Annotated in this window: 14 protein-coding genes and 1 pseudogene; 11 read left to right on the top strand and 4 right to left on the bottom strand. The window is 64.6% G+C overall.

Translation table 11 applies throughout. The features are described 5' to 3' along the window. Positions 1-163: pseudogene (locus BEN49_RS18370) on the top strand (IS5/IS1182 family transposase); the annotation flags it as partial. A 4-nt stretch (positions 164-167) separates the two neighbouring features. On the opposite strand, the gene BEN49_RS18365 reads toward BEN49_RS18370, so the two are convergent. Next, entirely contained in the window at positions 168-1,601 is a 1,434-nt protein-coding gene (locus BEN49_RS18365; RefSeq protein WP_125917008.1) for a hypothetical protein, read from the bottom strand. A 144-nt stretch (positions 1,602-1,745) separates the two neighbouring features. Between BEN49_RS18365 and BEN49_RS18360 the strand changes: the two genes are divergently transcribed. From BEN49_RS18360 to BEN49_RS18330, 8 genes are all read left to right on the top strand, one after another. After that, complete coding sequence (locus BEN49_RS18360) at positions 1,746-2,177, top strand: ribosome-binding factor A (RefSeq protein ID WP_070745900.1); 432 nt, start codon at positions 1,746-1,748, stop codon at positions 2,175-2,177. Between the two features lie 89 nt (positions 2,178-2,266). Next, positions 2,267-3,076, top strand: coding sequence for a class I SAM-dependent methyltransferase (locus BEN49_RS18355; RefSeq protein ID WP_070745899.1), 810 nt, complete (start codon positions 2,267-2,269; stop codon positions 3,074-3,076). A 91-nt stretch (positions 3,077-3,167) separates the two neighbouring features. Further along, positions 3,168-3,539 (top strand): hypothetical protein, encoded by a 372-nt coding sequence (locus BEN49_RS18350; RefSeq protein ID WP_070745898.1) that lies wholly within the window; start codon positions 3,168-3,170, stop codon positions 3,537-3,539. Between the two features lie 9 nt (positions 3,540-3,548). Beyond that, positions 3,549-4,781: an ABC transporter permease gene (locus BEN49_RS18345; RefSeq protein ID WP_070745897.1), complete on the top strand. Its 1,233-nt coding sequence runs from the start codon at positions 3,549-3,551 to the stop codon at positions 4,779-4,781. A 130-nt stretch (positions 4,782-4,911) separates the two neighbouring features. Further along, positions 4,912-6,174, top strand: coding sequence for a type 1 periplasmic-binding domain-containing protein (locus tag BEN49_RS30630; RefSeq protein WP_317040473.1), 1,263 nt, complete (start codon positions 4,912-4,914; stop codon positions 6,172-6,174). Then, positions 6,068-7,885, top strand: coding sequence for a DEAD/DEAH box helicase (locus BEN49_RS30625; RefSeq protein WP_317040474.1), 1,818 nt, complete (start codon positions 6,068-6,070; stop codon positions 7,883-7,885). Before BEN49_RS30630 ends, BEN49_RS30625 begins: the two co-directional genes overlap by 107 nt. Positions 7,886-8,225: 340 nt before the next feature. After that, the gene (locus BEN49_RS18335; protein WP_070745896.1) at positions 8,226-8,777 is read left to right on the top strand and encodes a hypothetical protein; all 552 of its coding nucleotides are present in this window, start codon (positions 8,226-8,228) and stop codon (positions 8,775-8,777) included. A 106-nt stretch (positions 8,778-8,883) separates the two neighbouring features. Then, positions 8,884-10,005 (top strand): putative sensor domain DACNV-containing protein, encoded by a 1,122-nt coding sequence (locus BEN49_RS18330; protein ID WP_070745895.1) that lies wholly within the window; start codon positions 8,884-8,886, stop codon positions 10,003-10,005. A 125-nt stretch (positions 10,006-10,130) separates the two neighbouring features. On the opposite strand, the gene BEN49_RS18325 is transcribed toward BEN49_RS18330, so the two are convergent. Then, positions 10,131-11,204, bottom strand: a complete 1,074-nt coding sequence (locus tag BEN49_RS18325) for an aminotransferase class I/II-fold pyridoxal phosphate-dependent enzyme (RefSeq protein ID WP_070745894.1) — start codon at positions 11,202-11,204, stop codon at positions 10,131-10,133. Positions 11,205-11,284: 80 nt separating this feature from the next. Here BEN49_RS18325 and BEN49_RS18320 point away from each other — a divergent pair, with 80 nt between their 5' ends. Beyond that, positions 11,285-11,725: an SRPBCC family protein gene (locus tag BEN49_RS18320; protein ID WP_070745893.1), complete on the top strand. Its 441-nt coding sequence runs from the start codon at positions 11,285-11,287 to the stop codon at positions 11,723-11,725. Between the two features lies 1 nt (position 11,726). Here BEN49_RS18320 and BEN49_RS29740 read toward each other — a convergent pair whose 3' ends face one another. Together BEN49_RS29740 and BEN49_RS29735 are read right to left on the bottom strand one after the other, a co-directional pair. Then, positions 11,727-11,960, bottom strand: coding sequence for a GNAT family N-acetyltransferase (locus BEN49_RS29740; RefSeq protein ID WP_239691995.1), 234 nt, complete (start codon positions 11,958-11,960; stop codon positions 11,727-11,729). Continuing rightward, entirely contained in the window at positions 11,912-12,202 is a 291-nt protein-coding gene (locus tag BEN49_RS29735) for a hypothetical protein (RefSeq protein WP_239691994.1), read from the bottom strand. The genes BEN49_RS29740 and BEN49_RS29735 overlap by 49 nt, the downstream gene beginning before the upstream one ends. Positions 12,203-12,285: 83 nt before the next feature. Here BEN49_RS29735 and BEN49_RS18310 point away from each other — a divergent pair, with 83 nt between their 5' ends. Beyond that, positions 12,286-13,485 carry a class I SAM-dependent rRNA methyltransferase gene (locus BEN49_RS18310; RefSeq protein ID WP_070745892.1) on the top strand — a complete coding sequence of 400 codons (1,200 nt, stop codon included), beginning with the start codon at positions 12,286-12,288 and terminating at the stop codon, positions 13,483-13,485. Positions 13,486-13,513 lie beyond the last annotated feature (28 nt).

Raw genomic sequence — 13,513 nt, 5'->3', positions numbered from 1 at the left:
AGCGGGTCAGAAGGCCCGTCGCTGGGTGGTAGAGCGGACCTACTCCTGGCTCAACCGCTTCCGGCACGTGCTCATTCGCTGGGCCAAAAAGCCCGAAAACTACCTCGCCATGCTCCATTTTGCCTGCGCGCGAATCACCTGGTATAACTGCCTATTTGGATAGCCTCTTATTTGCCCGTTTTCGTGCGTCGGTACAGCCCATCAGGCCCAGCGGGAACGTAGGACCCGAATACGCTGGGCAATAGGTGGCGCAGTTGAGGTAATAAATGGCTCTGATCAAGCAAATAGGGAGGCGGATCAGCCCCCACTTGGCGGCCGATGCGTACCACGGCGGCATATTGGTTAAGATACCCAAAATCGCGCAGGGCTAAGTCCCAATCAAGGTAGGGCGTGGCCGAGGAGTTTGTAAGGTAAGCGCGCTGGTCAGACCCCAGTACAAGTAAGTGTTGATTGCGCAGGTTGGTTAGAGCCGGATCAGGGCGGGTGGAGAAGCTGCTTTCGGTTGGTAGGCGCAGTACGGTTTCGAGACCGGGCACTAGGGTCCGGTAGCGTACCACCACCACAGCGGCGAGTAATAATAGAAAAGTAGCCTCAGGGGCCCAAGCGGGCCGGCCGGCCTGCCACAAAAACAAACTAAAGTAAGCCAATGAGGGTAGCAGTAGCACCAGCGCCCCAGGGGCGGTGCCGCCGCCCGCTGCCAGCACTGCCAGATCCACCAGCAACCATGCCACCATCAATTGCCGGAACTTGGCTTGGAATACCGGCCCTAGTGGTGTGCTTAGGCCCCGCAGCACTGCCAATAGCAACACGGCCGCGGGCAGGGCTAGTAGCCGCAGCTGCACCGGCAGTGGCAGGCCCCCCGGGGCCCCGGTGCGGAAGCTAAGCCAAGCTGGTTCGAGATGAAATTGTACGAAGTTGGGCAGGGCCCCGGCGTAGAGAAAGTAGGTGACCGCCACCGCGTAGGGAAAAAACAGCCCGCACAACAGTAGCAGGAAGCTGCGAAATGCATTAGCCGCAAAAATGATGACGGCTAACAGCCCCACGCCCGCAAACAGCACCAGCGGTAAGTAGCACAGCCCCGCTAGCCCCACCAGAAAACCGGCCCGAAACAAACGGCGGTTATCGTAGCCCTCGCGCGAAGTCGGAAGCAAGGCGCTGAGGGCAAATAATACAAAGGTGTGCCCCACCAGTAGCGGCGACAGCGCGTCGAGGTCGGTGCTGAGGCAGCCCACCACCAAGTACACGAGGGCCACTAAGTAGCCCCGGTCGGGGAAGGCATCGGCACGATTTAGTACGAAATTTAGGCGCAAGGCTTGCAGCAGGAGCAGCGCCAGTGCCAGCGCCCGGTACAGAAAAATGGGCCGCGCCCCCACCCAGTCGAGCCCGCCGAACAGGTAGGCCGCCAGCGGGGCCGTGCGGTCGTAGAGGTCGCGGTAGGGCAGGGCCCCGCCGTGCACCCGCTCGCCAACCAGCATAGCCCTCAGCTCGCCCGCCGTGAGGGGCAAGCCTTGCAGTAGCAGCAGCGGCAGGCGCAGGGCCAGCAGCAGCAGCAGCAGCCCTAGCAACTGGGCAGGCAACGAACCTCGGAAAAAGCGCAGCACAGAAAAAAGGAAATAGAAAAGCCGAATTGGCCTGGCAAAGGTATTCGCCGCCCGGTGGGGCCCGAGCGGTATGGCCAGGGTTCGGAACTTCATTGCCTGGTGGCACCCGGCCCAGCATCCCGCAGGCGTACCTTTGCAAACTATATGGAAAGCAAACGACAGCAAAAAATGGCCAGCTTGCTCCAGCAGGAGTTGGCCGCCGTGTTGCAGCGCGACCTGCCGCACTTGTTCGGCGGCGGGCTGGCCCCGAGCATCAGCTTGGTGAAGATGACGCCCGACCTGAGCCAGGCCCGGGTACACTTGAGCCTGCTGCTGGGCAACGACGCCGACGCCCGCCTGGCCCTGGTGCGCGACAACGCCAAGGAAATCCGCCAGGCTTTGGCCAAGCGCATCCGCAAAACGGCCCGCGTGGTGCCCGAACTCACCTTCTTCCACGACGACAGCGCCGCCTACGCCGCCCACATGGACGGCGTGCTGGGGCAGCTGCACATTCCGCCCGCGCCGCCGGCTGCCCCCGACGCGGAGGGCCCCACCGACGGGCCTGCACCACGCCCGCGCCTGTTCAAGGGCGAATGAGTGAATAAGTGAATGAGTGATTGGTATTTTCTGCACTCGTTCATTTGTTAAGCCATTGACCAATTCACTCACTCACCGATTCACCGTCCTTGTACTACGACCCGATTAAGAAGACGCTTGGCGAGGTGTTCAACCGCACCCCGGGCCTGCGCCGGTTGTTTTACCACCTGCTCGATTTGCTGCTGCTGCGCACCTGGCACGTGCACCGCGAGCTGCGCCAATGGGCCCGGGGACGCACCCAGGATCCCCTGAACATCCTCGACGCAGGGGCCGGCTACGGCCAATATAGCTACTGGCTCAGCAGCCTGGGCCGGTCCTGGCACATCCTGGCCGTGGACGTGAAGGAGGAGCAGGTGGCCGATTCCAACCGCTTCTTCCGCCAGATCGGGCGGCCCAACGTGCAATTTGCCGTGCAGGACCTGGTGCTGTACCAAGAGCCCAACAGCTTCGACCTGGCCCTGTCCGTCGACGTGATGGAGCACATTGTGGAAGACGTGGAGGTATTCCGCAACATCCACGCCTCGCTGAAGGACGGTGGGATGCTGCTCATTTCCACGCCCAGCGACCAGGGCGGTTCTGATGTGCACGACGACGCCGAAACCAGCTTCATCGAGGAGCACGTGCGCGACGGCTACAACATCCACGAAATTCAGCAAAAGCTGCGCACCGCCGGTTTCGAGCGCATCGAGGCCCGCTACAGCTACGGCGAGCCGGGCCAGGTGTCGTGGCGCCTGAGCATGAAGTACCCCATCCTGATGCTGGGCAAGTCGCGGCTGTTTTTCGTGCTGCTGCCGTTCTACTACGCCGTCGTGTTCCCCTTCTGCCTGGTACTGAACTGGCTCGACGCCCGCTCGGCCCACGACTCGGGCACCGGCCTGATTGTAAAGGCCTGGAAATAGGGCCCCGGGGCCCCGGCCGCCGTTGGCAAAAGCCCGTACCTTGTAGAACCGTTTTCCGCTTTCCCCTTTTCGCTTTCCCCGCATCCCGCTCATGGCCGATTCAAACGAAATGCAGCAGTTAACGCAAGTGCTGATTACCCGCATGGACCGGCAGGAGAAGCAGCAGGAAGTGGCCAACGACCTCCTGCTGCGGATGTTGACGCAGCAGGAATCCATGTTTGCGCTGCAACAAAATGCTCAGCGCAACCAGGAAGGGTTTAACGAGCGCCAAGAGAAGTTTAATGAGCGCCAGGAAAAATTTAACGAGCGCCAGGACCAGTTCAACATCATTTTCCTGGATGAAATCCGAGGGATAAAAAGGGACATCAAAGAGTTGACGGATGTCGTATTGAAGCAGCACGAAACCCGCCTCAAGCGCCCAGAAGATTTCATGGACAGCGTTCTTCGCACCGCCGCTGGCTAACCTGATTCCGTGAACGTTCCCTTCCTTATTGCCCGGCGCTACTTCTCCTCGAAGAAAAAGCGCAACATCATCTCCATTATCTCCAACATTTCGATGATTGGGGTGGCGGTGGGCACCATGTCGCTCATCATCGTGCTCTCGGTCTTCAACGGGCTCGAAGACCTCGTGCGCACCCTCTACGGCAAGTCCGACCCCAGCCTTGTCATCACGGCCACCAAGGGCAAGTCGTTTGCCGTCACGGCGCCGCTGCTCCAGCGCATCCAGGCCACACCGGGCGTGGCCCTGCTCACGCAAGTAATTGAGGACAACGCCCTGCTGCAATACCACGACCGTCGGATGGTGGTGAAAATGCGCGGCCTGAGCGAAAATTACTTTGGCCAGAGCGGCATCGACGCCAGCATCCGCGAGGGCGACCACCGCCTCTACCACGACAGCATCGACTTTGCCCTCATCGGGGCCGGGGTGCAGCACGAGCTCAGCATTACGCTCAAAAACGGCCTTACGCCCATGCACATGCTCTACCCGCGCAACGTCGCGGGCAAAACCACCCTGAGCATGGACCCCAGCAAGGCCTTCAACGAGGAAAACCTGCAGGCCGGCGGCGTGTTCCTCATCGAGCAGCACATGGACGACAGCTACGTGTTTGTGCCCCTGCGCTTTGCCCAGCGCCTGCTGGGCTACAGCAGCCGCCGCACCGGCCTCTACGTGAAGGTGGGCGACAGCTTCCAGGTGGAGGGCGTGAAGCAGGAACTGCGCGAGAAGCTGGGCCCCCAGTTCACGGTGCTCGATTCCGACGAGCAGCACGTGAGCCTGCTCAAGGCCATCAAAATCGAGAAGCTGTTCGTGTTCATCACCTTCGCTTTCATTCTGCTCATTGCCTCGCTCAACATCTTCTTTTCACTCTCGATGCTGGTCATCGACAAGCGGAAAGATATTGCCGTGCTGATGGCGATGGGGGCCACGGAGGAGGTTGTGCGCAAAACCTTTTTGGGCGTGGGGGCCATTGTGGCGCTGGTGGGCGCGGTGGTGGGGTTGGTTTTGGGCGTGGGCATTTGCTGGGCCCAGCAGCGCTTCGGGCTCGTGAGCATGGGCATGGCCACGAGCATCGTCGATGCGTACCCGGTGAAAATGAAGGTCTCCGATATCTTACTCACGAGCTTGGCCATTGTGCTCATCACGCTGGCCGTGAGCATCCGCCCGGCCTTGAACGCGGGCCGCTTGGTATTGCGCGATAACCTGTAGGCTGGGCCGGCCGTAAGGCCCCGCAAGTGCCGCATTAGGGCCCCGGTCTATTTTTAGACGCGATAAAGTCCAAAAAATATGCGGTGCAAAGCCACGCGGGGCCCTAACTTGCGCCCTCCCGTGGCCGCCTATGAAAGTATCGTCTACCGAACCTTTTCAAATTGTTTACTCGCTTTTTGAGCACGAGTTCCTGGGCCACCTGTTTGCGGCCTACTTGGTTCAGCGCGGGCCCAAGGGCCAGCTCACGCTGCTGCACCAAACGGCCTCGGCCCGCAATGCACCCGAGTTCGCCAGCGGCCTCGATGCCATTGATTTTGAGCTGATTGAACTGTGTGACCAGCTTCAGCAAGAAGCGGTAATAAAGGAGTTTTGGCCCCGTAAGATTGCGCCCGCCGATTTTTTCTTAAAAACCTACAGCTCCGACAAGGGCGACAAGCCGCTGCAAGACGCCGTGGCGCGGCACGTGCAAACGCGCATGGCCGCCGTGCTGGCCCGCCTGCACGGCAAGCAGGTGTTCATCATGGGGCGCGACGGCGAGCCTACCTGGCGCGAAATTGCGCTGGCCCCAGTGCCAGCCTCGGTGCTATTTCACTTCCGCCGCAACGACGACGGCACGCACTATTTCCCCACTATTCAGTACCAAAACCAGAAGCTGGACTTCCAGTACAAGGGGGCCCTGCTTGTCTGCCAGCAACCGGCCTGGCTGCTGTTGGACGGCATCATCTACTCGTTCCACAACGACGTGGACGGCCGCAAATTGCAGCCGTTTCTGAACAAGAAGTTCATCGTGGTGCCCCGGCAGGTAGAGGCCAGCTACTTCCAGAAGTTTGTGGCCCCGCTCATGGAGGCGTTCGACGTGCACGCCCGCGGCGTGGGCTTTGCCGTCGTCACGGACCGCTACCGGGCCCGGCCGCGCCTCACCTTCAGCGACGTGCCGCCCGCCGGGGCCCTGCCCGAGGCCCCCGAGCGGCCCCCAGGGCCCCCGCGCCGGGGCCGCGTGCCCCAGCCCAAGCCCGCCGCCGCGCCCCAGTACCGACCGCCTGTACTTCCAGCTCGGCTTCCGCTACGGCGATGCTTTAGTGCCCTTCGACCCTGGCAAGCGCGTGAGCGTGCGCCTGGAGCAGATCGACGACAGCTACACCTTCCACCGCCTGCTGCGCAGCACCGACGACGAACGGGCCGCCGTGGCCGCGCTGGCCGACCGCGGCCTGGCGCTGCCCGAGGGCCACGCGGTGCTCGATCGGGCGGGGGCCTTCCAGTGGCTGCACGACAATGCGGAGGCGCTGGTGGCCGAGGGCTTTGCCGTGGAGCCGGCCGCCGGGGCCAGCCAGCCCTATTTCCTGGGGCCCGTGCGCGTCGAGCTGGGCATTCAGGAAGCGGGCGACTGGTTTGACGTGCGCGGCACGGTGTACTTCGGCGACATTGCGGTACCGTTCATCCGGCTGCGGGGGCACATTTTGCAGCGGCGGCGCGAGTTTCGGCTACCCAACGGCCAGGTGGCCATCATCCCCGAGGCCTGGTTTACGGATTACTTGGAGCTGTTTGCCTTTGGCGAGGAGCAGGACGAAACGCTGTCGTTGCGCCGCCACCACCTCGCCCTGGTGGCCGACTTGCATAGCAACGAGCTGGCCACCGTGACGCTGGGCCGCAAGCTGGAAAAGCTGCGCGACTTTGCCGAGGTGGAGGACCACCCGCTGCCCGTTGGCTTCCGCGGCGAGCTGCGCTCCTACCAAAAGGCCGGTTATAACTGGCTGCGTTTCGTGCAGGACTACCATTTTGGCGGCTGCCTGGCCGACGATATGGGGCTCGGCAAAACGGTTCAAACGCTGGCCATGCTCCAGCAGCGGGCCGAAAGCGGCGCGGCGCAGGGCGCTGCCTCGCTACTAGCGCTGCCTACCTCGCTGGTGTACAACTGGTTGAACGAGGCGCAGAAGTTCACGCCCTCCCTGCGAATGCTCGTGTACACGGGCACGTACCGCACCAAGGACGTGGCCCAGTTTGCCGACTACGACGTGGTGCTGACCAGCTACGGCATCGTGCGGCTCGATGCCGAGCTGCTGGCCAGCTACCGCTTCGACTACGTGATTTTGGACGAGTCGCAGGCCATCAAAAACCCGTCGAGCACTACTTCGCAGGCCGTGCGGCAGCTGCGTTCCAAGCACCGGCTCATCCTCACGGGCACGCCGGTGGAGAACAGCACGATGGATTTGTGGTCGCAGATGTCGTTCATTAATCCCGGCCTGCTGGGCACGCAAGCGTTTTTCCGGAAGGAGTTCCTCAAGCCCATCGAGCAGCACCGCGACGAGGGCCGCACGCGCCGCCTGCACGCGCTCATCAAGCCCTTTATTCTGCGCCGCCACAAGGAGCAGGTAGCCAAAGAGTTGCCGGCCAAAACCGAGCAGCTCAGCTACTGCGACATGACGGCCGAGCAGGCCAAGGCCTACGAGGAAACCAAGAGCTTCTACCGCAACAAAATCCTGCAAAACCTGGACGAGCACGGGCCTGCCAGCACGCAGTTTCTGCTGCTCCAGGGCCTCACGCGCCTGCGGCAGATGGCCAACCACCCGCACCTCGCCGATGCCACCTACACCCACGAGTCGGGCAAGCTGCGCGAGGTGCTGCGCATGCTGCGCAATGTGGTGGACGAGGGGCACAAGGTGTTGGTGTTTAGCCAGTTTGTGCAGCACCTGGCCCTGGTCCGCGCCGCCCTCGACGAGCGCCAGCTGCCCTACGCCTACCTCGACGGCAACACCCGCGACCGGGCCGCCGAAGTGGCCCGCTTCCAGGAAACCGACGCGCTGCAAATCTTCCTCATCAGCCTCAAGGCCGGCGGCGTGGGCCTCAACCTCACCGCCGCCGACTACGTGTTCCTGCTCGACCCCTGGTGGAACCCCGCCGTGGAGGCCCAGGCCGTGGACCGGGCCCACCGCATCGGGCAGCAGCGGCCGGTGTTCGTCTACAAGTTTATCACCCAGCACACGGTGGAGGAGAAAATTCTGGCCCTGCAACAGCGCAAGCTCAACCTGGTCAGCGAGTTGATTGCCACCGACGAGGCGGTTATTAAAACCCTGACGCGGGCCGATATTGAGGAGCTGTTGGGGTAGGGCCCCAGCAATTCCCGTGGCCCTATGTGCGTCGATTTGAGCCACTTATAAGCACTGTGTTCGTGCGGCCGTTCCTGCTGGAGTTCGTTGATTCAGCATTCTTCCAGGCGTTCATGATCGGTCTGATGATCGTCATTGGGCTTGGATTGCTTGGCGCTGCCGGGGTGCTGTGGGTGCTGACGCGGGACGGGCTGCGCGGGTGGCGCCGCTTGCGCGCCGCGCCGGGGCCCATGCCGTGGGCGCAGCGGCTGGAAGCGGCGAGGCTGCTGCTGCCCATCGTGTTGGTGGGCCTGCTGGCGGCCGGCAAAGCAGCCCAGGTCATCTACAAAGCAACCGCGACGTGCAGCAGTGGGAGGCTTTGGAGGCCGAGAAAACGGCCTTGCGCACCCAGGCCCCGGGCCGTTACTTCCTGGCCGATACCCTGCTGCGAAGCAAGCCCTACCCGAGGCTGGTGCACCGCCTTTCGAAAGCCAACTGGCCCCTACCCGATACCACCGTGCTGGTGGCCGGCCAGCCGTACCGCCAGGGCGTGGAAGGCCGCCGCCGCCCCACGCCCTACGCCGAGTTGACCCTCCGCGCGAACGGCACGTTTGACTACCACAGCAACATTGAAGGCGATGTTGCCGGCAACCAAGCGGCGGGCATCTGGAAGATCGAGTGCGTGATGTGCCAGGTAATGTCTTCGGTGGCCCCATACAACATCAGCAGTTACGCCCCGCTTTTCTTCGTTACCGACCGCCTGACGGGCGAGTACGCCCAAATGGGTGGGGCCCTGGAGGCGCGCTTCGAAAGTGGCCGCCTCCGCTTTTGGGGCAGCCGCGACGACGGTGGGCGCTTGTCGAAGTTCGAGCTAAAGGCCACTCCCCCAGGGCATCCACCAGCGGGCTGGTGAGCTGATCGGTAACAGTGCTAGCCCGCGATGCCGTAACTACCCAAACTCCCGCCCGCCCCCGCGGTTGCTACCTCTCCCTGGGGCCCCGTTGGCCCGCCTTACTTGTATGCTTTCCGAACCTACTTACCTGGCCGCCCGCATGGTGGCCCCCGCCCTCGAAAACCACTTTTTGCAGCACCTGGCGGCGGCCCGCCAGCTGGGGGCCGAGCTGGGCGAAGTGCCGCCAGCCGGCCTGATGGAGGTGGTGATTGACGTGGCGTTTTGGGCCAGTTTGCGGCGCGAGGAAGGCCGCCCGCCCCGTATTTCGCTGGCGCTGCTGCCGCCCACGGAGGCCGCGGGGCCCCTGGTGTTTGGGCACCGGCCGCGGCTTACGCCCCAGGCCCTCATCAAGTTGGCCCCGGCCGTGGAGCACCCCGGCGTGCACCTAGGCGTATGGCACGACGACGACGGCCTGTACCTGTGGGGAGCCGCCACGCGCATCCCGCCCGTGTGCTTTGTGGTGGAAGTGGTGGAGCCGGGCCTGCTGGTGGTGAAGCACCGCCGGGCCGACGGCTTCGGCAAATTTGTGAACGTGGCCGTGCTGCGCGGTGACCAGGTGCGCATCGTGGACGAAGAAAACCTGGGCCTGGACGACTACCCCGAGCTGCGGGCCTCGCTGCCCAGCATCCCGGCCCCGGCAGGCGCTACTACCATCGACGTGCTGGTGGAGCTGGCCTCCGCCATGCGGGCCCACGGCCGCGGCGGGCTAGTGCTGGTGGTGCCACCCGGCTCGGCGCAGTGGCAGGGCTCGGTGGTGCAGCCACTGAGCTACCCGGTGCTGCCGGCCTACCCGGGTATCACCGCCGCGCTGGTCCAAGCCGGGTCCGAGGGCTCCGAGGCGGCGCTGCGGGCCATCGAAATAGTGGGCGGCTTCACGGCCGTGGACGGGGCCACCGTGATTAGCCAGGATTATGAATTGCTGGCCTTTGGGGCCAAGGTGACGCGCGCCGCCCACAGCCGGCCCGTCGAGCAGCTCATAGTGACGGAGCCCGTGCTGGGCAGCACCGCCCTGCGCACCCACCCGGCTCAGAACGGCGGCACGCGCCACCTCGCCGCCGCCCAGTTTGTGCACGACCAGCACGATGCCCTGGCCCTGGTGGCCTCACAGGACGGCAACTTTACCGTGTTCGTGTGGTCCGAAGGCTTACAGCAGGTGCATGCCCATCGCATCGACGTGCTGCTGCTGTGAGCTGTTTAAAGGATTAACAAGAAGCCTATGTCTGTACAACCAAGCTGCGCTTGGTCTTGTCCTAGAGCCCCAGGACATTCCATGCGGGGCTAAGTACAAGGCCCGCTGCCCCGCCGCCGGGGCCCCTAGCGTGCCGCGGCAAAATCCTGGCACGCAGCGGCCACCTGCGCTACGTCGGCCGCAGTGTGCAGGGCGTTGAGGACTACGCGGGTGATGCACGCATCAGCCGGCGTGGGGTAGGCGAAGCTGGAAATGAGGATGCCGCGCGCTTCCAGAAACGGGGCCAGCGCGTTAGCCTCAGTGTAGAAAACCGGAAAGCCGGGCTGGTGGCGGAACAGGCCCAGGGGCCCCACGGCGGCGGCAAATTGCGCCACCCGGGCCCCCAGCCGCTGCCGCGCTTCAGCGTATAGCCCCTCCCGCTCGGCCGCCAGCAATGCCCACAAGTATGCCGGCACCGCGGGCGAGCTAGCCCCGAAAAACGGGCTGCCGCGCAGTTGGGCAATGAACGCTGCGTCGGCCAGCACCGCGCCGGCCGGTACGCCCAGCGCCTTGCCCAGCGAGCTGACCACCACCAGCCGCACGTGGGGTGGCAGCGCCGGCAGCAGCGTGGCTACGCCGGCCCCGGTGCGCCCGGTCAGGCCCAGGCCGTGCGAGTCGTCGAGCAGTAGGGTGGTGGGGCGGCCGGGCGGCAGGTGGGCGGCCCAGACAAAATCGTAAGGCTCCAGCCGCAGCGGGTCGAGCGAGTTGCTGACGATGACCACCGGGCCTGGGGCCCCCGCGGCCAGGCGGGCCAGCAAGCCGCTGGCCCAGGCCGCGTGGGGCCCTGGTGGTACCGGCGCCGCCTGGCCCGCCAGCCAGGCCGCCGGGTGGGTGCCGGGCGCGTACTCGAAGCGGCCCGCGCCAGCCAGGGTGGCCACCGCCATTTGCCCCGCTAGGTAGCCCGACGATACCGTGAGGGCCCCCGCCGTGCCCGCCCAATTCGCCAGGAAAACCTCAGCTTCGGCAAAGATGCTCAGTTGCACGCCCGACCCGCGCGAGCTGGAATAGTTGGTGCCGTAGCGTGCCAGGCCCTCGGCCAGCAGGGCGGCGAAGGCGGGGCTGCGGGCCGCGCCCAGGTAGCCGGTGCCGCTGCAAAACAGGTACTCGCGCCCAGCGGCCGTGCGCAGGGTACGGCCGGGAAGGTGGTCGGTATCGAACATGGCGCGGCGGCGAAGGTGCCCGGCAAGTTAGGCGGGGCCCTAGCCGCCAACCAAACCGGGGCCCCGGCGTAAGCCCAGGAATGCGCGTTGTTCTTCGTACTGCTGTGGGCCAGGGCCCCGCCCAGGTAATGGCGGGCTTTACCCGCGAGCTGTTTTTGGCGCTGGCCCCGCCCTTCCCGAAGCTGAAGCTGGTGCGCTACGACGGCAGCCGCACCGGCGACGTGGTGGAAATTGAGCTGAACACGGGCATCAAAAAGCTGCCCTGGACCTCCCTCATCACCGACGATGGCGTGCTGCCCGACGGCACCCACTACTTTGTGGACGAGGGCCAGCGGCTGCCTCCGCCGCTGCGCTACTGGCGGCACCGCCACCTCATCGAGCAGGGGCCCCGGGGCGGCAGCGTCATCGTGGACAACCTGGAGTACCGCACCGCTTTTAGGGCCCTGGACGTGCTGATTTACCCGGCCATGTGGGCGCAGTTTGCCTGGCGCAAGCCCATCTACCGGCGCTGGTTTCGGTAGCTCAGCCGGCGGCGGGTAGGTCCAGTACCATCCGCACGTCGCCGCGCTGGTAGGGCGAGGGCAGCAGCGGCGCGTGTTGGAAACCAAGCTTTTCGTAAAGCGCTAAGGCTGGCCCGAGTGTGGAATTGGAAACCAACTCGACGCGGTGCGCGCCCAGCTGCCGGGCTTTTTGCAGCATGGCTTGCCCTAGGGCCCACCCGATGCCCAAGCCCTGGGCGGCGGGCGCCACAGCCATTTTCGCCAGTTCGTATACGCCGTCGTGCTCCTTGATGAGCGCGCAAGTGCCACGATTTCGTCGTTGTGCACGGCCATCAGAATGTGGCCGCCCGGGCCCAGCACGTAGCGTTGCGGGTTGTCGAGCACCTGGTGGTCGGGCGCTTCCAGGGTGAAGTAGCGCGAAATCCACGCGTGGTTCAGGGCCCGGAAGGCGGGCTGGTGGGCGGCCTCGAAGTCGATGATGGCAACGCTGGTGGGCATGGCAAAAGGCAAAAACGGTGAAACCAAGGGCGGAAAGCGGTGCCGCGAAGTTGGCACAGGCCAGGCCGTAACTTTGCGGGCCTATGCTAACTCCTGCCACCATCGTCCTCAAAAACGGAAAAGACCACTCCTTGCGCCGCCGCCACCCCTGGGTTTTCTCGGGGGCCATTGCCCGCCTCAAGGGCGAGGCGGGCGAAGGCGACGCCGTGCGCGTAGAGGCCGCTGACGGCGAACTGCTGGGCATGGGCCACTTCTCAGGCGGCGGCTCCATTGCCGTGCGCATGCTCGATTTCGGCACCGAGGCCGAGTTGCCGACGCCCGATTTCTGGGTGCGTAAACTCAGCAATGCCTACCAGTTGCGCCAGCGCCTGGCCCTGACCGGCGCGGCCGACACCAACGTATTCCGCCTGGTGCACGCCGAGGGCGACGGCCTGCCGGGCCTCATCATCGACGTGTACGGCGACGTGGCCGTGGTGCAGGCCCACAGCGTGGGCATGTACCGCGCCCGCCCCGACATTGCGGGGGCCCTGCAAACCGTGTTCGGCGACAAGCTGCGCGCCATCTTCGACAAAAGCGCCGAAACCGTGCCCGGCAATGCCGTGCCGGATGCAAAAAATGGCTACCTGTTCGGCGAAAGCACCGGCACTGAGCACCTCGTGACCGAGAACGGCCACCAGTTCGCCATCGACTGGGAAACAGGCCAGAAAACCGGTTTCTTTATCGACCAGCGCGACAACCGGGCCCTGCTGGCCCGCTACGCCGCCGGCCGCCGCGTGCTCAACACGTTCTGCTACACGGGCGGCTTCTCGGTGTACGCGCTGGCCGCCGGGGCTGAGGTGGTGCACTCCGTCGATTCCAGCAAGAAGGCCATTGCCCTCACCGAGCGCAACGCCGCCCTGGCCCCCCACGCCGACCGCCACGCCGCCTACGCCGACGACGTGCTCGGCTTCCTCAAAAACCACCCCGCCGAGTACGACCTGCTCGTGCTCGACCCGCCGGCCTTCGCCAAGCACATGGGGGCCCGGCACGCCGCCCTCATGGGCTACAAGCGCCTCAACGCCTCGGGCATCGCGCACCTGGCGCCGGGCGGGTTGCTCTTTACATTCAGTTGCTCACAAGTGGTTAGCCCCGAACTATTTGAGGGCGCCGTGCTGGCCGCTGCCATCGAGGCCGGCCGCCCCGCCCGCATCCTGCACCGCCTCACCCAGCCCGCCGACCACCCCGTCAGCCTTTTCCACCCCGAAGGCGCGTACCTGAAAGGGCTGGTGCTGGCGGTGGAGTAGGGCCCTGGTGTGCTAGTTTATTTGATTA

Origin of the sequence: Hymenobacter coccineus (assembly GCF_001816125.1) — a bacterium.
In the GTDB taxonomy this organism is placed as follows: Bacteria; Bacteroidota; Bacteroidia; order Cytophagales; family Hymenobacteraceae; genus Hymenobacter; species Hymenobacter coccineus.
Note: the sequence above shows the minus strand (reverse complement) of the source record. Positions and strands in the feature narration are given on the sequence as shown.

Excerpts from the sequence above, each read along its gene's own strand:
- BEN49_RS18360 (WP_070745900.1), top strand. The coding sequence starts at position 1,746 with ATGGAAAGCAAACGACAGCAAAAAATGGCCAGCTTGCTCCAGCAGGAG.
- BEN49_RS18320 (WP_070745893.1), top strand. The coding sequence starts at position 11,285 with ATGCGCGTTGTTCTTCGTACTGCTGTGGGCCAGGGCCCCGCCCAGGTA.
- BEN49_RS18325 (WP_070745894.1), bottom strand. The coding sequence starts at position 11,204 with ATGTTCGATACCGACCACCTTCCCGGCCGTACCCTGCGCACGGCCGCT.
- BEN49_RS18330 (WP_070745895.1), top strand. The coding sequence starts at position 8,884 with ATGCTTTCCGAACCTACTTACCTGGCCGCCCGCATGGTGGCCCCCGCC.
- BEN49_RS18310 (WP_070745892.1), top strand. The coding sequence starts at position 12,286 with ATGCTAACTCCTGCCACCATCGTCCTCAAAAACGGAAAAGACCACTCC.
- BEN49_RS18350 (WP_070745898.1), top strand. The coding sequence starts at position 3,168 with ATGGCCGATTCAAACGAAATGCAGCAGTTAACGCAAGTGCTGATTACC.
- BEN49_RS30630 (WP_317040473.1), top strand. The coding sequence starts at position 4,912 with ATGAAAGTATCGTCTACCGAACCTTTTCAAATTGTTTACTCGCTTTTT.
- BEN49_RS29735 (WP_239691994.1), bottom strand. The coding sequence starts at position 12,202 with ATGCCCACCAGCGTTGCCATCATCGACTTCGAGGCCGCCCACCAGCCC.
- BEN49_RS29740 (WP_239691995.1), bottom strand. The coding sequence starts at position 11,960 with ATGGCTGTGGCGCCCGCCGCCCAGGGCTTGGGCATCGGGTGGGCCCTA.